Origin of the sequence: Desulfovibrio sp. DV (genome assembly GCF_001936595.1) — a bacterium.
Taxonomy (GTDB): Bacteria; Desulfobacterota; Desulfovibrionia; order Desulfovibrionales; family Desulfovibrionaceae; genus Solidesulfovibrio.
Genome location: NZ_MLBG01000019.1, coordinates 18,602 through 37,693, shown reverse-complemented (window position 1 = coordinate 37,693; position 19,092 = coordinate 18,602). Strand labels below are relative to the sequence as shown.

Below are 19,092 nucleotides of genomic sequence, written 5' to 3'. Positions count from 1 at the left end.
GTCGCGCTTTTCAGTTCCCTGTGCATGTTTTTTGCCGGAACCGAAGCCACCACACACTCCTGGACCTGGATGAGGGACGGTGCTCCTTTTTTGCAAACGCTGACAAGCCCTGGAGGCACGATGCGAGCAGCTCTCTTGGAACGGTTCGATGGACTGGCAGACCGGTTTCTGGCGGACATCGAACCCATGAAGGAAGCCGGCGCGCTGGTCGTCGGCATCTACTGCACCTTTGCCCCGGTCGAACTGGTCCGCGCCGCCGGAGCCATTCCCGTTGGCCTTTGCGGCAAGAAACAGGCTCCAATCCCGGCTGCCGAGAAGACGCTGCCCGCCAACCTCTGTCCGCTGATCAAGTCGAGTTACGGCTACGCCGTCACCGGCACCTGCCCGTACTTTGCCGCCTCGGACCTGCTCGTGGGCGAGACCACCTGCGACGGGAAAAAAAAGATGTACGAGCACCTGTCCAGGATCAAGCCGCTGCATCTGATGCACCTGCCGGCCGCCATCGGCCCGGCCCAGGATGCCTACTGGCGCGACGAAGTGCGGCGCTTTCAAGGGTTCCTGGAAGCCGCCACCGGCAACGCCATCACACCGGAAGCTCTGGGCGAAGAAATCCGCATCCAAAACGAGGTGCGCCGCCTTCTCGCCCGGCTGCTGGCCACAGCCGCCGGCACCTGCCTGCCCATAAGCGGCCTGGACATGATGCTGGTCAGTGAAGCCAAGAGCTTTAGCGCCGATCCCTATGCCTATGCCGCCACGCTGCGCGAACTGCTGGCCGAACTGGACGCCTTCGTTGCCGCCGGTGAGTCCTGTGTGCCCTGCGAGGCCCGGCGCATCCTCCTGACCGGCTGCCCGGTTGGACGCGGATCGGAAAAAGTCGTCCGGCTGGTCGAGGAAAGCGGGGGTGTGGTCGTGGCGGCCGAGAACTGTTCGGGAGTCAAAAGTTTCGACCTGCTCGTCGACGAGACAGGCGACCCGCTGACCGCCATTGCCCGGCGCTACCTGCGCATTCCCTGCTCGGTGATGACCCCCAATACCGGGCGCTTTGCCCTGCTCGACCGGCTGACCAGGGAATTTCGCCCCCATGGCGTCATCGATCTCACCTGGCAGTGCTGCCACACCTACAACGTGGAGTCGCCGCTGGTTACGGCGCACATGCTGGAAACGCACGGCCTGCCCACGCTGCACATCGAGACGGACTATTCCGAGTCCGACACGGAACAACTGCGAACCCGCATCGAAGCCTTCCTGGAACTGCTCTGAGCGGACATGGGAGAGGCCAGGCGTCGCGGACGCCCGGATTTTGACGACAGCCCGCCGGACCTGGCGTCCGGAAGACTTTTTCTGCTGCCGAGCGGAAGCAACACCCTATCCCGACAAAGGAGCGTTTCATGACGAAGACTGCACGATCGCTTGCCGCCCTGGCCCTTGGCCTGTGTATCAGCGCCGTCTGGTTTACCGGAACGGCCCATGCGGCCGGCGACAAGCCCAAGATCAAGGTGGCGGCCCAAGCCACTTCCGGCCAGGTCTTCCAATTCCTGGCCAAGGAAAAGGGTTACCTGGACGACGAAGGCATCGACGTCGAGATGGTCTACATCAATAACGGCACCGATGCCTTTTCAGCGCTCAGTTCCGGCAAGGTGGACGTCATCTCCACCTACGGCACGGGCGGACCGCTTATTCAGATCGCCAACGGACAGAAATTTTCCATCTTCGGCGGCTACATGATCATCGGCGCAACGCCGGTGTTCGCCCTGCCGGGTACGGAATACAAGGGCATCGAGTCGTTTCGGGGCAAAAAAATCGCCATCATGCGCGGCGGAACGCCGGACATCGTCCTCAAAGGCATCCTCCATGACGCCGGGTTTGACCTCAACAAGGACGTCACCTTCGTCGAGATCAAGCGGAACCAGGACGTCATGGAAGCGGTGCGCAGCGGCCAGTGCGATTTCGGTGCGGTGTCCACCGGCTTTGAGCCGCAGATCAACGAATCCGGGATGCGCATTGTCCTATGGCCGGATGAATTGTGGCCCAACCACTCCTGCTGCCGGATGTTGTCCCAGACCGAATGGATGGGCACCAACCCCGAACTCCTCAAAAAGCTTTTGCGCGCCTATCTGCGCGCCGAACGCGACATGCAGTCGCCGGGCGGCATGGACACAGTGGTCAAGCTCACGATGAAAGAGCTCGACATGCCCGAAGGGCTCGTGCGCAGCTTTGTACAAAGCCCGCACCTCATCTACGAGACCGACCCCTACAAGAACAACGTCGTCACCATGTGGAAGAAAATGCAGTCGTTTGGCTACATCAAGGACCAGACCGTCAACATCGACGACCACTTGAATACCGTCATCTACAAATCCGCCCTGGATTCGCTGCTGGCCCAGTACCCGGACGATCCGTTCTTCAAGAAAAAGCTCGAAATGTACAACCAGTACAATCTGTAACAGCCAAGCGACAGCGCTTGCGCGAGTACGCGCGGCGGCTGCGGCGGACAATGCCGCAGCCGCCGTTTCCCTGGAGGATCGGGTGAAAAAGGCTTTCAAGCAGAATTGGGGCATTGGCTGTATCGGAATCGGCCTCATCCTCGGCTACTGGCTCGCAACCGACGCGTTTCGCGTGCTGGACCCATTTCTTTTTGTCGGACCGAGCAAGGTGCTGCCGGCGTTCGCAAAATCTGCCGGCAAGCTGTTTGAAGGCCTGCTCAGTTCGCTCAAGCTCCTGGTCCCCGCCTATGCCCTGGCCGTGGTCCTCGGCGTGAGCCTCGGCGTGGTCATTGGCCTTGTCGTGCCGCTTCGCCGCAACATCACCCCCTACATCACCGCCTTAAGCGCCGTGCCGGTGACCCTGATCACGCCCTTTGCCATTCACGTCTTTTCCACCTTTTACACCGCCTCGGTGTTCGTCATTTTCCTGGGGGCGTTCTGGCCCATCCTGGGGACCACCATCGCCGGGGTGGTCACCATCGACAAACGCTATCTGGACAACGCCGCCACCCTGGAAATCCGGGGCCTGGAAAAAATGTTTCGCGTGGTCCTGCCCGCCGCCGCTCCCACCATCTTTGCCGGGTGTTCCATTGCGCTCAAATTCTCCTTCATTTTGCTCACCGTGGCCGAAATGTTCGGGGCCACGTCGGGCATGGGCTATTTTGTCCAATACTATTCGGACTTTGCCCGCTTTGACATGGTCATTGTCGGCTTCATCTTCATGGCCCTTATTCTGGTCGGCATCATGATCCTGTTTGACCTGATCAAAAGGCGGGCCTTGGCCTGGACGCTTAACAGCTAAATCAGCTCATGAAATCGCCAGCGCCCCGCAGACGCAGGCACCAGGAAGAAGAACCCATGCGCGAAATGACTCCGGTTGAGCGGGCGGCTGCCATTGCCCAGGGTAGGGAAGCGGACCGGCTGCCATGCAACCCCAATGTGGCCAACGGCGCGGCCAGAATCTACGGCTGCAGGATTTCCCAGTTCAACACCGATCCCGAGGTGCTGGCCAAGGCCCAGATCGCCTCCTACCGGCGCTTTGGCTATGACAGCGTGCGGATTTTTACCGACCTTTTCGCCTGGGCCGAGGCCATGGGCGCCAAAGTGACCTGCCCCGAGGACCATACCGTCGATCTGGCCGCCCCGGCCGTCGAAAGCGTCGCGGCCATAGACGGCCTGCGGCCTGCCGATCCCCGCAAGGACGGCCGGCTGCCCGTCTACCTCGAAGCCATGGACATCCTCCTTGAGGCCATCGGCAACGAGGTGGGCTGCTCGGCCGGTATCGTCGGCCCGTTCACCAACGCCTTTTTCCTCTACGGGGTCGATGCATCCTTCCGGCTTATGCGTAAAAACCCCCAAGCCTTTCACAAGTTGTGCCGGGTGTCCCTGGAAACCTGCCTGGCTTACGCCGAGGCTGCCATCGACAAAGGGCTGTCGCCGACCATCTCCGAGCCCATGTCGTCGTGCACCGTGGTCAGCCCGGCCGCCTTCCGAGAGTTTTCCCTGCCGTATCTGAAAGAATTGGTCGATTTTATCAAAAGCCACGGCAGGTCGCCGGTCATCCATATCTGCGGCGCAACCAAACGCATCTGGCACGACATCGCCGATCTCGGCGTCGGCGGGTTTAGCGTGGACAATGTGGTCAACCTCAAGGACTGCTGCCTCACAATCGGGCACAAGACAAAAATTCTCGGCCATGTCGACCCGGCCAGCGTCATGTACGGCGGCACGGTGGCCGACGTGCGCCGCAAGACCTTGGAGTGCATTTTAGACGCCTACGACAGTCCCAAGGGCTATGTCGTCATGTCCGGATGCAGCCTGCCGGTGGAAACACCGCTGACAAACATCGAGGCCATGCTGCAGGTCGTGCGGGAAGTGGGCTACCCGGTCAGGCCCGACACGGTTCGGGACCTGCTGGACCGGCTGCCCAGTGACGGGGCAGACGCCTGACCAGCGCCAACGACGAGTGAAACCGGATGCGGGAGGCAGTGCGTTTTGTTGAATGTGACTATTGAGAAGCTGTGTTTCGCCTACGACACGGCCCAGATCCTGGGCGGCATCGATCTGGAGGTGGAGGCCGGGGCCTTCGTCTGCCTGCTTGGCCAGTCGGGCTGCGGCAAGAGCACCCTGCTGCGCCTGCTGGCCGGGCTGGAGAAACCCAGGACCGGGCAGATTCTGGTCGATGGGGAGCCGGTCACCGGGCCGGGGCTGGAGCGCGGGGTGGTGTTTCAGGACTACGGCCTGTTCCCCTGGATGAGTGCCGGGGACAACATCACCATTGCGCTCAAGCAGAAGTTTCCGTCCCTGTCCGCAGCCGAGCGCCGGGAAAAGGCCCTGCGCCGGCTGGCCGAGGTGGAACTGGACGCGACCAGCTTTGATAAGTTCCCCAGAGAGCTTTCCGGCGGGATGCGCCAGCGCTGCGCCATTGCCCGGGCCTTTGGAATTGATCCGCCGATTCTCCTTATGGACGAGCCCTTTGCCGCCCTGGACGCCGTGACCCGGGCCAGGCTCCAGGAGCTGGTGCTCGATCTTTGGCAAAAAGAGACCGCCCGGCGCAAAACCATTTTCTTCGTCACCCACGATGTGGACGAGGCCCTTTATCTGGCCACGGACATTGCCATCCTCGGCCAGTCGCCAAGCAAGATCATCTACCGCCACGCCTTTGGCCGGGACAAGCAACTCACCCGCAGCACCATGTACAAGGACCCGCAGATCGTGGAACTTAGAAACGACCTGATCCGGATCATCAACGAGGAAATCATCCAGCTCAAGGCCGCCAACGGACAGGGAGCCTGACCGGCATGCCCGAACCAGCCTGCGGCCACCTTGACGCGACAGGAACCGAGGCCGGGCTCCTGGCCGGGCTCGGCCTGTCCTTTCCCGGCATCCACACCGACGGCGCGGCCATGGCCCGCCTGGCCCGAGGGATCAAGGAGAGCAACGGCGCTGTCCTTTGCACCCTGCCCTTTTGCTGCACCGTGGAAGCCGAAGCCCTTGGGGCGTCCATCCGGCTGGGAGACGCGGCCATCGGTCCCAGGGCGGGAACGTTCGTGTGTTCCTCCCTGCGCGAGGTCCTGCGCCTCCCCCCTATGGAGACTGCCGCCGGACGCCTGGGGCAGGTGCTTCGGGCCTGCTCCCTGCTGGCAACGGCCGGCGAACCCGTGGCCCTGGAAATAAGCGGCCCCATGACCATCCTCAACTGGCTCATGGATCTGGCTGTGGTCCTCAGGGAGTGGCGCAGGGACGCCGCACTCATGGGCGAGGTCCTCGCCCGGCTGCACGACGAGCTTGCCGGCTACGCCCTGGCTGCGGCCGATGCGGGCGTTTTGGTCCTTGGCTATGCCGATCCCACCGGCACATTGTCCATCCTGGGTCCCCAACGCTTCGGCTTTGTGGCGGACCGGTTCGTCCTGCCCCTGTTGGGCCGGCTCCAAGCCGACGTTGGGGGCAAGGCCGCCGTGCACGTCTGCCCCAAGCTGGCCCACGCCCTGGTCAGCGAAGACCGGGCGAGCTGGCAGGACCTGCCCCTTGCCCGTCCGATGGCCTACGGCCAAGGATGCCTGGCTGCCGGTAAAAACGGCCTGCCCCTTGGCGAAGCCTGCCTCAAAAACACCGGCTATTTCTTGAAAAACGGCGTCATCAAACAGCTTGTTCCGGCCTGATGCCCCACGACGAAACATGAGACGGCGAGAACCTCTCCCGAGGAGAACGGCATGAACGACAAGCACGGACTTTTGCAACACCTGTCGGACTGCGTGGTCAATATGGAAGACGAGCGCGTGGTCGACGTCTCCCGGGCCTATGTCGACGCCGGGCATCCTGCCCTGGAAGGCATTCTGGAGGGCCTTGTGGACGGCATGAACCGGGCCGGGGCGCTGTATGACGAAGAGGAGTATTTCGTCTCCGACCTGCTGCTGTGCTCCGACGCCATGTACGCCGGTCTGGCCGAACTCAAGCCGCATCTGCCTGAATCGGAAAAGCGTGCCCGCAAGATCCGGGTCGTAATCGGGGTGGTCGAGGGCGACACCCACGACATCGGCAAGAATCTGGTGAAGATCATGTTGGAGACGGCCGGCTTTGAGATGTACGATCTTGGCCGCGACGTCCCGGTCGAGGCCTTTGTCGCCAAGGCCAAGGAGGTGGGCGCGTCCCTTGTCTGCCTGTCCACGCTCATGACCACCACCATGACCAACATGGGCCGCATCGTGGCCTTGCTGGAGAAGGAAAACATGCGCGACGCAGTGAAGGTCATCATCGGCGGCGCGCCGGTGTCCCCGGCCTTTGCCAAAAAGATCGGGGCCGACGCCTACGCGGACAATGCCGTAAGCGCGGTCAGCGTGGCCCGACAGCTTCTTGCCGCCGAACTCGGCCAAATGGCCCGGGACAGCCGGGATGCTTGACGAAAAGACGCGGCTTCAAAAGGCCCTGGCCCGCGAGCCGGTAGATCGGCCTCCATGCATCTGCCCCGGCGGCATGATGAACATGGTGACCCGCGAACTGATGGAAGCCTCCGGCCTGTTTTTGCCCGAGGCCCATACCGACCCGGTCCGCATGGCCCGGCTGGCCACAGCAGCCTCAAACGCCCGGTGCTTTGAAAATTACGGCCTGCCCTTTTGCATGACTGTCGAAGCCGAAGCCCTGGGTGCCACGGTCGACCTGGGCACGGCGACCTATGAGCCGCGGGTGGTGGGCTATGCCATCGACTCCGTCGCCCAGTGGGAGCGCCTGCCGCCGTTTGACGCCGGTACCGGCCGGCCGGGTGTGGTGCTTGACGCCATCGCGCTCCTGGCGGCCCAGGGCGGCAGCGTGCCGATCATCGGCAACCTGACCGGTCCCATGAGTCTGGCCGGCAGCCTGCTCGAACCGGTCACCCTGTACAGGGAACTGCGCCGAAACCCCGGACAGGCCCATGCGTTTCTGGACCACCTGACCGACCACATCCTGGCTTTTGGCCTGGGGCAACTGGAAGCAGGCGCGGACGTCATCGCCCTGTCTGATCCCAGCGGCACCGGCGAGATTCTCGGGCCGGCCCTGTTTGCCGCCTACGAACTCCCGGCCCTGGCCAGGATCATTACGGGCCTGCGCCAAGCCTTTCCCCAAGCCGGAATTATCGTCCATATCTGCGGCAAGATGCACAAGGTCTTTCCCCTGCTGGCCGGCCTTGGCTGCGACGCCCTGAGCTTTGACGCCGTGGTCAGCCTCAAAAAGGCCCGGGAGCACCTCCCGCAGACGGCTCTCATGGGCAATGTCAGCACCTTTGCCCTGGAATCCGGCAGCCCGGACAAGGTGGCCGCGCTGACCCGGCACTGCCTGGAATGCGGCGTGGATATCGTTTCCCCGGCCTGCGGCATGGGCAACGCCTCGCCGCTGGCCAACATGCAGGCCATGCTCACGACCGTGGCCGGCCACACCCCTGGGAAAAACCATGCCCGCCATTCGGATTCCTGAGCGCGGCCGTGTCCTTGACGGCCGGCCCGGCCGGTCGCTGCTTCATACCCTGGCCGCCGCCGGCCTTATGCTCCCAAGCCCCTGCGGCGCGGCCGGCCTGTGCGGCAAATGCGCCGTGACCGTGGCCGGGGACAGCCTGCCCCCTCCCACCGAACAGGAGCTCTCGCTTTTTGCCGCAAAGGAACTGGCCCAGGGCCGCCGTCTGGCCTGCACGCTTTTTCCCGAAGCCGATCTGGACGTGGCCCTGCCGCAGGAGGCCGCGGAAAGCGCCATCCTGTCCGACGGGTATCTGCCGCCCTTTCGGTTGGACCCGGCCCTGGTCAAAAAGGTCGTCAGGCTGGAGCCGCAGCCGGCCGACTCCCGTGCTGCGCGCCTGGCGGCCGCCTTGGGGGAAAAAAAGATTCCCGGCCGGCTGCTGCGCGGGCTGGACTGGGATAACGACTGTCTGACCGCGACCTTCGACGACGGCAGACTGGTCGCCTTGCAAGCCGAGGACAGTGCCGACCAGCGCTACGGCCTGGCTGTCGATATCGGCACGACCACCGTGGTCGCAGCCCTTCTTGATCTGCGCACCGGCCGGGAGTTGGCCGTGCGCTCGGCCATCAATCCGCAAACGAGCCAGGGCTTTGATGTGCTCAGCCGCTTGGGCTTTGTCATGGAGCAGCCCGACGAGCGGGTCCGCACCTTGCAGCAGTCCGTGGTTGCCTGCGTCAACACCCTTGCCGGGGAACTGGCCGCCGCGACGGGCCTGCCGCCCGGGTCCATCGACACCCTGGCCGTGGCTGCAAACACGACCATGCTGCATATTCTCCTGGGCATCGATCCGTCTTCCCTGGGCCGGGCGCCGTTTACCCCGGTCTTTACCAACGCCCAAAACCTGCCTGCAGCCGAAATCGGCCTCATGGCCGCACCCGGGGCCAGACTTTACTGCCTGCCCTCGGTTTCCGCCTACATCGGCGCAGACATCGTGGCCGGGATGCAGGTTGCCGGGTTGGCCCAGGCCCCGGACACAACGCTTTTTATCGATATCGGCACCAACGGGGAGATGGTCCTGGCCAGCGGCGGACGCCTGCTCGCCTGTTCCTGCGCCGCCGGCCCGGCCCTGGAGGGCATGAACATTTCCTGCGGGATGCGCGCCTCGTCAGGGGCCATCGAGGATGTAGCCGTCACCCCGGCCGGCCTGATCCTGACGACCATCGGGAACGCCCCGCCGACAGGCTTGTGCGGCAGCGGCATCCTGGCCGCCATCAGCGCTTTTCTCAAGATCGGACTCATCTTGCCGCGCGGCAATCTGGTCAAGGAGCAAGCCCTGGCCGTTGATGATCCGCGCCGCGCCTACCTGTGCCTGCGCGATGGCAAGCCGGCCCTGCGGCTGGTTGACGGGGACTCGCCCGTTTTTGTCACTCAAAAAGATATCCGGCAGGTGCAACTGGCCAAGGGGGCGCTGCTCTCGGGCGTCCATGCCCTGCTTGAGCAGGCCGGCCTGACCCTTCCCGCCATCGACCGGGTGCTCATTGCCGGCCAGTTCGGCGCGCATCTGCCGGTGGCCAGCCTGACCGGCTGCGGCATCATCCCCCGCGCCCTGGGCGATAAGGTCGCCTATCTGGGCAACACCTCGAAAAGCGGGGCCAGCCTGGCCCTGCTGTCACAAGCGGCGCGCGGGGAAATGGAAATCCTGGCCAGAAACGTGCGCTATCTGGAACTGAGCACCCTGGACGGCTTTGACCGCCTCTTCGTAACGTGTCTGGATTTTCCCGGGCGCGCTGGCTGAAGCGACGCTTTCGACCACGGCCTGGAGACCTGCCGCTCTCCACGAAAAGAAGTGATTTATCATGACCGGCTGAGTCCCTGGCATCCCGCTTTGTGCCATAGCAATACGATACCTCCTGGACGACAGTTCCCTGCCGCCAGGTTGGTGTCCAAAAAACCCAGGCCAGTCCACAGCAACACAAGCACGATCACTCTAAACAAGGCAATTCAATACTTATTTACTATATTATGTTACACCATTGAATTACGATCCAATAACTTTTCGTGATTCGAGTCAGAATTTCCACATCTTTAACCGTATTGCGGTTTAATCTCTGATTCACTGCGTTGGATTCACTTATTTCCTAGCGCTTCCCTCAGGAAATACGGTGTCAGCACCGATCGATACCATATGCTTCCGGTCATGACAGTGAACATCTTCACGTCAATACTTGAAATATATTTCCCAGTGACCTCATTCCAAATATATGCGTGTGAGCAGATAGTCATGGCGCATCGCACATCTCACTAAAATAGCAGTACAACCAAAAACACTGTCAAGTTGCCTCCGGTTTTACGGCAAGGCTATACTGTGCAGGCATTGAATCCGGCCGGAACGTGTTTTTGCAAATCAGGAGAACCAGACCGAGGCTTTCCGCCTCCAGTTGGTCCCCCCTGGCACCGCGTCTGACGCGAAAGGATTACCCGCCATGCAGTGGTTCGCCGCGCCGTCCATTCGTTTCGTCCTGGCCGTGACCCTGGCTGCGGCCTGTTGCCGCGCGCCTGGCAGCATACCGGCTGCAACCGTCACAGACATGTCCGGGAAAACCGTCGTCGTGCCCGATGCGCCCAAGCGCGTCTATGCCCTGTCCCCTAATACACCTACCGACTGCGACGCCGTACGCCGCCCATAAGGACCCACAATGCGGTGTATGATCTGCGAACGAGGCTGTCATGTTCCATCAGGTAAAATCGGGGCCTGCGAACGGTATACAAATACGAATGGAGCCATGGCCGAGCGCTTCCCAAATCGCTATCTGGTCGCAAGTCCGATCTCGGTCGAAACCATCCCGTTGCTCCATTTTCATCCTGGAGCGCCATTTTTGCAAGTGAGCACCGTAGGCTGCAACTTCGACTGTCCAGGCTGCATTGCCACGGCAACAGCCCGGGAAATGCGACCAGACAGCCCAGCCCTGCGCCACTTGCCCCCGGAAGCCGTGGTCGAGATGACCATCAAACAGAACTGCCAAGGGATAGCCTTTTTGATGAACGATCCCTTGGCTTCCTACCATACATTTCTCAATGTTGCCCAGGCAGCCGCAGACAAGGGGCTTTTAGTCGGCTGCGCCTCCAACGCCTATTTTACTGAAACTTCTTTGCGGCCGCTGTTGGGATTGCTTGATTGCATAAATGTTGGAGTCAAGGGCATGACGGCCAAGGCCGTACAGGCCTGTGGCGGCGGCGACCCGGGCGTGGTTCTGCGAAACATCCGCTTGCTGTATGAAAGCGGGGTACATGTGGAAGTCGCCTGCATGGATCGCATCGACAATCGGGAGGACACCCGGCGACTGGCAGACGCCCTGGCCGCGATATCGCCCAACATTGTCCTGCAACTGATGCGTTTCGTCCCCATCGAGACAGCCGACCCGGCCCTGGAACCACCCATTGCAGACACCGAGGCCTTTGCCAGGGAGCTTCAACGCACCTTGCCCTTTACCTACGTGTTCAACACCCCGGGCACTCGGGGACTGGACACACTGTGCCCTGACTGTGGGGAGCGGGTTGTCGTTCGGGATTTTTACGGCCCCATGGGTGCCCGGCTGCTCTCATTTTCCCCCGGTGTTCCGGACACGACTGCGGCTTGTGGGCGATGCGGCGGCGATCCAGTCATAACCGGACATTTCTCGCCGCCGGTCCTCCGCGAGGGAGCCTTTCAGGGGGGCTATCCCTTCACCCGCGGGCTTGAAATCGTGGAGTCCCTGTGTCTGGCCATGGGAGCGACGACCCAAGCCGAGGTAGTTGGCGCTTGGGAGCATCTGCTGGCTCAGGGCATGTTGCCGGAATTGCACCGGGACATACAGACGATCAGCGGCTATTTCAGCCTTATCAACTCTTTCGGTGCGGTACTCGGCCGAAACGTCGAGGCCCAAAAGCTCCAGGACTACTTGTCTGAAATGATCGCGCCCGTCATCGAAGGGGTCGCCAGTGGGATGAAACGACCGCGAACCTACTATGCCATGGGTAAGCCGCTCTTTGCCATCAAGGGTGACCGGTTCGAAAATCATCTGGTCGGCGTTGCCGGCGGGTACAGCGTCAACACGTTGCTTGAGTTGGAGGGCAGGCCGGGTAGAACCATTGATGCGGCCGCCTTGCACCGACTGGACCCGGAAGTTATTTTTATTTCTTCCTTTATCTCAAACGATCCAGAATCATTTTGCCTGGAATGCCACGAATCCGGGCTCGATGTTTCCGCAGTACGCAGCGGCCGCGTACATACAGCCCCGGTCCCATCCAGCGATTTTGGCGCTCCAAAGTGGGTGCTTGGCCTGCGCTATTTAGCCAACATGGTACACCCTGATCGGTTTCATTTCGATATCGAAGCCGATGCAAGCGCGTATCATCGCCACGTATTTGGTCGTGATTTTCCCATCGCATCAATAAACCGTTCCTTTGCCAAACCAAATAGATTTTGGCGTTTCACGGAAAGCAGCGACACGTAGGCCAATGATTGAGCGGCAACGACGAGATTGCTTTCCATGAAGCCCTGACCAAAAACCAACGTGCGGTTGCGGTCATGAGGATGGGCCGTTGCGGATGTCAAGAGCTGCAGCCGAGCATCGACGGGTGCGCCTGGCTTCGGCATTGCCGCGACGATGCCGGAGACGGAGTGGTTCGTCGCGCGCCCCCCCTACCGCACCAGCCTCAAATTCCCATCGACGAATCCGCAGTCGTCCCGATGCGACAACACGTTGTTGCACGGTCCTCGGCTGCGGCCCAGCGAAACCATGGCTTTACTCCCTGATTCACGCTACAGCAAATCATCCCCATGTTGCAGCACCCCATCCGCACAGGAGGAATGCCATGCAGTACGCCCGCATTGCGCGTTTGCCGTGGCTGGTCATGGCCTGTCTGCTGTTGGCCGCCGCCACCGCCCTGGCCGCCGCCGACCCGGTGGGTCGGCTCGTGGCCGTCCAGGGTTCCGTCAGCCTGCGGCCGGCCGGAGCCAGCGACTGGCGGGCCGCCCCGGCCGGACAGTCGCTTTTCCCCGGCGACGCCCTGTCCACCGGCCCGGCCTCCAAGGCTGCCATCTTGTGCGTCGATGAATCCCAGATCAAGCTCAATGAAAATACGGTGCTGGTCCTCAAAGCCGCTGCGCCGTCGGCACGACTCTCCGGAGGCGGTCTGGTCCCGGTTGCCTCCAAGGCCGCCCCGGCCAGCCTCTACGACGTGCCCAAGGGCGAGGTGTGGCTGAAAAACGAGGCTGAACGCTTCCGTTTTGAACTATCCACCCCGGCCATGACCGCCGCCATACGCGGCACGGAATTCGTGGTGCGCGTGGCCCCGGACGGGTTGTCCACGGTAGCCCTTTTGCGCGGGGCGCTGACCCTTTTCAATGCCCAGGGCGAACTGTCCCTGGCTGCCGGAGAGTTCGGTTCCGCCAGACCGGGCCAAGCGCCCACCAAGCAGGTGCTGGTCAATCCCGCCCAGGCCGTCCAATGGACCCTCTACTATCCGGCCGTGGCCGACACCTCGCTGCTGGTCGGGGAAGGGGCCGGGCCGGCCGCTACTGCCGCCCGGCAGGCCCTGACCGCAGCCGGCAACGGCGAGGTCGGCCGGGCCTATGCGGCCATGGCCCAATTGCTGGACAAAGGCGCGCCGGATGCGGGGCTCCTGACGGCCGGGGCCTATGTTGCGCTCATGGCCGGCGAACCCGAGGCCGCCGGACGCTGGATCGCCGCCGCCCGCAGCCGGGAACCGCAGTCCGTGGCCGCCGCCTGTCTGGCCGCCCAGATGGCCCTTTTTGAGAACCGGCTGGCCGAGGCTGCCACACTGTCCCGCGACGTCCTGGCCCGCGCCCCGGATTCGGCCCTGGCCCAGGTCACGGCCGGACTGGTTGCCGCCTCGAACTTTGATCTGCCCAGGGCCAAGGCTTGCTATCGCCAAGCCTTGGCCCTGGACCCGGGCTTTACCGCCGCCGCCGTCTACCTGGCCCGCATCGAGCTTGGTTCCGATGAACTGGAAGCCGCCTGGGCCACCATCGCCAAGGCCTTGGCCGCCGCCCCGGACGAGGCGGTCGTCCAGGCCGGGGCCGGCTTCGTGCGTCTGGGATTTCGCGATTTCAAAGCAGCCGAGGACTTTTTCACTCGGGCCGCCAGCCTTGATCCCGGCCTTGGCGAGGCCCATCTGGGCCTTGGCTACGTGGCCTTTTCCAAGGGCAAAAAAGCCCGGGGGCTGGAGGAAATGCTGGTCGCCACCCTGCTCTCCCCGCGCCTGTCGCTCATCCAGTCGGCCCTGGGCAAGGCGCTGTACCAAAACCGCGATTTCGACAAGGCGCTGGCCACCTACGACTATGCCGTGTCCCTTGATCCCCGCGACCCCACGCCCCATCTCTACAAGGGCATCGCGCTGACCGACCTCAACCGTCCGGGCGAGGCCATTCGGGAAATAAACGCCTCCATCGCCAAGAACGACAATCAGGCCATTTTCCGCTCGCGCCTGACGCTGGACCGCGACCTGGCCGTGCGAAACGCCGACCTGGCAAGGCCGTTCACCCTCCTCGGCCTTGGCGACTGGGCCTACGCCAAGGCGGTCACGGCTGTTAAAAACGACCCGCTCAATCCTTCGGCCCATCTGTTTATGAGCAGCGCCTACCGGTCCACCCGGCAGCGGGTCGGGGCTTCGGGCACGGAACTGCTCCTGTTCCGGCTCCTGTCCCCGGCCAACCAGAACACCTTTACCCAGTCCAACGACTACACCCCCATGTTCGAAAGCCCCTACCTGCGGTTGCAGACCATCGGCACGGCCGGGGTCTGGAGCAACGGACACGGGGCCTATTCCGCCTCGACCGAGGTCTACGGCGGCCTGCCGGGGCTGGCCGGCGACCTCTACGGTGCCTGGAACGATGACGCCGGCATGCGGGAGCAAAACAGCGACACACGGTCGCTGTACGGTTTCGGCCAGCTCAAGTGGGAACCCACCGTGCGTGATGCGGTTCTGGCCGCCCTGACCAGCAACGACACCCAGACCGGCGACAATGCCAGCGCCAGCGACTGGCTCTATCAAAACTCGCCCGACCAGAAGCAGGCCTTTGCCAACCGCATCGCCGAGGCCGGCTACGTCCACCGTTTCGGCCCCAAGGCCACGCTTGTCACCTACGCCGCCGTGGCCGACAATGTCTGGAACTGGAAGGATCGCAGCTACAACGCTATAAGCCTTGGCGACAACACCGCCCCGGCCCAGGAATCCTATCTGCAATACCGCCGCACCGAGCGCCGGTTTATCAGTTTACAGGCCCAGCAGCAGCTCATTCTTGGCGAGCATACCCTCATGGTCGGCGGCGACTACTTCGGCGGCGAACTCGACTACATGCGCAAGAGTCGGGACTTTTACATCTATTATGGCCGGTTAGCCGAGGACAACGCCACCCGCTGGCACTACAATCCGGCCGACCGGGCCGGCAGCGTCTACGCCATGGACTACTGGAAGCTGGCTCCGGGGCTGATTGCCGAACTGGGCCTGGGCTACGACGCCGTGGCCTCCTCGCGCTTCGGCTGGCCCGATCCCATCGAGCGCCAGCTCGTCAGTCCCCGCGTCGGACTCAACTGGCAAGTAAGCGAGGACCACACCCTGCGCCTCGCCTTCCAGCGCTACCTCAATACGCACACGCTCTTCCAATCCGTCATCGCGCCTTCGGAAGTGGCCGGCTTCCCGGGCCGCTTAAACGCCGACGACGGCTCCACCATCAGCGAACTGGGGGCCGGCTGGGAGGCCCAGTGGGACGACGCCACCTTCACCGTGGCCCGCCTCACCTGGGATCAGGTCCTAAATCCCCAGTACGATCCCTATGCGAGCTACGACCGGGTTTTTGACGTCAATGTGGCCCGGTACATGGCAACCGTGGGGCTCAACCGCATCCTGACCCCGTATCTCGGCTTGTCGCTCTTTGGCGTGGCCAAGCGGCTCCTTCCCCACGAAGCCACGGCCCGGCGCTATCCGGAAGACGACTTCTTCGAGGCCGACGGCGCGCTGGCCCTTAATTTTCTGCATTCCTCGGGACTGGGGGCCGGCATCGGCGGCACGCTGGTGCACCAGTACTATTACGACAACCGCTACCAAAACGTATTCGGCGAGCGGCGTACCGAAACGCTTTTCGGCCTGCTCGACGCCCGGGTGTCCTACGAATTCCCCGGCAAACGCGGCTTTGCCGCCGTGGAGGGCAAAAACCTGACCAACACCCGCTTCACCTACCAACGCGAAGCCGTGGCCCTGGACGCCTTTTATCCCGACCGGCAGATTGTCTTCAAACTGGGCTGGTACTTCTAGGCCGCCATGGAGCAGGACGCGCCCCGAGAGTCTCGACGCCGCAGCGCCTTGCTTGGTCTGGCCGCCGGGGCCGGCCTCTGGTGCCTCATGGCCCTGGCCGGGGCCACATCCCTGGGTCGGGGTCTGGAAACCATGGCCCAGGACGCCTTGCAGCCGTATCGCGACACCTGGACGAATCCGCCGGCCATGCTCGTGGTGGCCGTGGACGAGGCGTCTTTTCAGGAAATCGGCCTGCCCTGGCCCTGGCCCAGGGCGCTGCACGCCCGACTCCTGAATGCTCTGGCCAAGGCCGGGGCCAGGCTTGTGGTCTGCGACATCGTCTTTGCCGAACCAAGCACCCCGGAGCAGGATGACGCCCTGGCCCAGGCTCTGGCCCACGGTCCGCCCACCATCCTGGCCCAGGCCGTGGAAACCGTGGACGACGCGGCCTTTGTCCGGCGCATCCGCATCGATCCCCTGCCCCTTTTTGCGGCCCATGCCGCCGGCGTGGGGCTGGCCGTCCTCACCCCGGACCCCGACGGCACGGTGCGCCGCTTTGCCGCCGAATATGGCGGTCTGCCCACCCTGGCCGCCGTGGCCGCCCGGACCCTCACCGGCCGCGCCCTGCCGCCGGACTCGGCCGGGCTGATCGATTTCCCCGGTCCGGCCCGCACCATCGACACGGTCTCCTATGCCCAGGTCATCGACCCGGACCATCCGCTGCCGGCCGCGCGCATCCGGGACCGCATCGTTCTCGTCGGCCGGTCCATGGCCGCCTCAGGCGCGCCCTTGGGCCAGGCCGACAGCTTCTCCACGCCGCGAACGCGCACCACGGGCTTGGCCATGGCCGGCCCGGAGATCCATGCCGCCATCTTGGGCACGCTGCTGGCTGGTTCGGCCGGCCATGAAGTCCCGCGCGGCGTCAGCCTGGCCCTGGCCGGGCTGCTTCTGCCGCTGGTTGGGGCGCTGTGTTTCGGCCTGCGGCCGCTGGCGGCGGCAGGGGTGGCTGTCGGAGCGGCGTTAACCTTTTTCGGGGCTGCGGCCGCCCTTTTTCTCTGGCGCTTTGTCTGGCTGCCGCCGGCGTTGGACAGCCTGGGCCTTTTGGGTGTGGGAGCGGCCGGAGCGCTCTACCGGGCCGTCGTCGAATCAAAACAGCGGCGATTTCTGACCCGGGCCTTTGCCCGCTACGTCTCGCCCGAGGTGGTGCGTGCCGTCGTGGCCCACCCCGAACGCCTGGAACTGGGTGGCGAAGAGGCGGAAGTCACGGTCCTTTTCTCCGATCTGGCCGGTTTTACGACTTTTTCCGAAAAACTGTCCCCCAAAGAACTCATCGCCATCTTAAACGCCTGCTTCACCCCGGCCACGGCCATAGTCCTGGCCAGCGGCGGCACCCTTGACAAGTTCATCGGCGACGCGGTCATGGCTTTCTGGGGCGCGCCCCTGCCGGCATCTGACCACGCCGCCCGGGCCCTGGGTGCCGCCCTGGCCATGCGGGAGGCAGTCAACGCCCTGTCGCGCGATTTTGCCGCCCGGGGGCTGCCGCATCTGGCCGCCCGCATGGGTCTGGCCACCGGCGCGGCCGTGGTCGGCAACGTCGGCTCCAGGGAGCGCTTTGACTACACCATCCTCGGCGACACGGTGAATCTGGCTTCACGCTTGGAATCGCTTAACAAATACTACGGCACGGACATCTTGCTGAGCGAACCGGCCAGGACCGCGGCCGGCGAGGGCTTTCCCTGCCGGGCCGTGGACACGGTACGGGTCAAGGGCCGGGCCGCAGCGGTAACCGTCTATGAGCCCCTGGGCCGAGCCGGGGATCGCCTCCCGGATTTCGCCACTGCCTACGCCAGCGCCAGGGAGCTTTACCGCCGACAGGAATTTAGCCGGGCATTGGAGGGGTTTCTGGTCGCGGATGCAGCCAGGGGCAATGATCCCCCCTCCCGGGTGATGGCCGAACGCTGCCGGGTCTGGATCAAGACCCCGCCGCCGCCCGACTGGGACGGGGTCTTTGCGCCGGAAGGAAAATAGGGGATGCGGCCCGCCGACACAGCCAAATCGGGCAACACCCCCTTGCCCGGACCGAAATTTGAGGGTATGGCCCAATAAAAAGCACTACGCGCAGCGAGGCACGCCATGGCCAGCAGCACCGTCTCTGATGCCTTTGCCCAGGAAACCGGCAACGTCCTGACTGACTCGGTGACCTATGTCGGACTGCCGCTGTGGACCAGCCAGACCATCTCAACGCCGCTCACCGTGACCTATGCCTTCCTGACGACGCCGCTTTTGCCCGGCGACGCCGAAGTCACCTTCGATAATTTTGCGCCCCTCAATGCCACGCAACAGTCAGCCGTGCGGCTCATCTACGGCACGTCGCAGTCCCTGACCGGCCTGACGTTCCTCGAAACCGCCGACACGCTTGGCGCGGACATCGTTTTTGGCAACGCAGACATCCCCGATTCTGCCACAATGGCCCTGACCTTTTTCGACTATTCCCTCAGCTACAAGGCCGACGGCTCCATCGCCAGCCTGGACATCAAGGACTACGTCTACTTCGACAACGTCGAATTCGGCGACGTGATGGCCAATCCCGTGCCCGGAAGCCTTGGCTATGAAACGATTCTCCACGAGGCCGGGCACACCCTGGGGCTTGACGACACGGCCTATACCCAAACGCTGCCGCACCTGCTCGACAACACCGACTTCACGGTCATGTCGTACAACGAGACCGACACCTACAAGGCCAATTTTTCGGTCTTGGATATGGCCGCCCTCCATACGCTCTACGCCGATTCCGGCACGATCCGGGACTTCGGCCTCACCCCCGTGCTCTCCTGGCCCGGCACAACCGCGCCGCCACCCGGGGGTATGCTGGCCGTGGCCTGATCCAAAC

General features: G+C 63.4%; 14 protein-coding genes. All 14 read left to right on the top strand.

The genetic code is table 11. The features are described from left to right. The first annotated feature begins 120 nt into the window (after positions 1 to 120). The 14 genes from DVDV_RS06880 to DVDV_RS06815 all read left to right on the top strand — a co-directional run bounded on the left by DVDV_RS06880 (position 121) and on the right by DVDV_RS06815 (position 19,085). On the top strand, positions 121 to 1,260 hold the full coding sequence (locus DVDV_RS06880; RefSeq protein WP_075353961.1) for a double-cubane-cluster-containing anaerobic reductase: 1,140 nt from the start codon (positions 121 to 123) through the stop codon (positions 1,258 to 1,260). Positions 1,261 to 1,388: 128 nt separating this feature from the next. Next, on the top strand, positions 1,389 to 2,444 hold the full coding sequence (locus DVDV_RS06875; protein ID WP_075353960.1) for an ABC transporter substrate-binding protein: 1,056 nt from the start codon (positions 1,389 to 1,391) through the stop codon (positions 2,442 to 2,444). 82 nt (positions 2,445 to 2,526) lie between these two features. Further along, the gene (locus DVDV_RS06870; RefSeq protein ID WP_075353959.1) at positions 2,527 to 3,285 is read left to right on the top strand and encodes an ABC transporter permease; all 759 of its coding nucleotides are present in this window, start codon (positions 2,527 to 2,529) and stop codon (positions 3,283 to 3,285) included. A gap of 56 nt (positions 3,286 to 3,341) precedes the next feature. Beyond that, positions 3,342 to 4,433, top strand: a complete 1,092-nt coding sequence (locus tag DVDV_RS06865) for a uroporphyrinogen decarboxylase family protein (RefSeq protein ID WP_075353958.1) — start codon at positions 3,342 to 3,344, stop codon at positions 4,431 to 4,433. 54 nt (positions 4,434 to 4,487) lie between these two features. Then, the gene (locus DVDV_RS06860; RefSeq protein WP_254845292.1) at positions 4,488 to 5,279 is read left to right on the top strand and encodes an ABC transporter ATP-binding protein; all 792 of its coding nucleotides are present in this window, start codon (positions 4,488 to 4,490) and stop codon (positions 5,277 to 5,279) included. Between the two features lie 5 nt (positions 5,280 to 5,284). Next, positions 5,285 to 6,145, top strand: coding sequence for a uroporphyrinogen decarboxylase family protein (locus DVDV_RS06855; RefSeq protein WP_075353956.1), 861 nt, complete (start codon positions 5,285 to 5,287; stop codon positions 6,143 to 6,145). Between the two features lie 51 nt (positions 6,146 to 6,196). Then, positions 6,197 to 6,883 carry a corrinoid protein gene (locus DVDV_RS06850; RefSeq protein ID WP_075353955.1) on the top strand — a complete coding sequence of 229 codons (687 nt, stop codon included), beginning with the start codon at positions 6,197 to 6,199 and terminating at the stop codon, positions 6,881 to 6,883. After that, positions 6,876 to 7,931 (top strand): uroporphyrinogen decarboxylase family protein, encoded by a 1,056-nt coding sequence (locus tag DVDV_RS06845; protein WP_075353954.1) that lies wholly within the window; start codon positions 6,876 to 6,878, stop codon positions 7,929 to 7,931. The genes DVDV_RS06850 and DVDV_RS06845 overlap by 8 nt, the downstream gene beginning before the upstream one ends. Next, complete coding sequence (locus tag DVDV_RS06840) at positions 7,909 to 9,702, top strand: ASKHA domain-containing protein (protein ID WP_075353953.1); 1,794 nt, start codon at positions 7,909 to 7,911, stop codon at positions 9,700 to 9,702. The genes DVDV_RS06845 and DVDV_RS06840 overlap by 23 nt, the downstream gene beginning before the upstream one ends. A gap of 688 nt (positions 9,703 to 10,390) precedes the next feature. Next, complete coding sequence (locus DVDV_RS06835; protein WP_075353952.1) at positions 10,391 to 10,594, top strand: ABC transporter substrate-binding protein; 204 nt, start codon at positions 10,391 to 10,393, stop codon at positions 10,592 to 10,594. Positions 10,595 to 10,690: 96 nt separating this feature from the next. Further along, positions 10,691 to 12,400 (top strand): radical SAM protein, encoded by a 1,710-nt coding sequence (locus DVDV_RS06830; RefSeq protein ID WP_254845289.1) that lies wholly within the window; start codon positions 10,691 to 10,693, stop codon positions 12,398 to 12,400. Positions 12,401 to 12,761: 361 nt separating this feature from the next. Continuing rightward, positions 12,762 to 16,223, top strand: coding sequence for a tetratricopeptide repeat protein (locus DVDV_RS06825; protein ID WP_083634693.1), 3,462 nt, complete (start codon positions 12,762 to 12,764; stop codon positions 16,221 to 16,223). A gap of 6 nt (positions 16,224 to 16,229) precedes the next feature. Further along, entirely contained in the window at positions 16,230 to 18,230 is a 2,001-nt protein-coding gene (locus tag DVDV_RS06820) for a CHASE2 domain-containing protein (protein ID WP_075353950.1), read from the top strand. A gap of 105 nt (positions 18,231 to 18,335) precedes the next feature. After that, positions 18,336 to 19,085, top strand: a complete 750-nt coding sequence (locus DVDV_RS06815; RefSeq protein ID WP_075353949.1) for a hypothetical protein — start codon at positions 18,336 to 18,338, stop codon at positions 19,083 to 19,085. Positions 19,086 to 19,092: the final 7 nt, after the last annotated feature.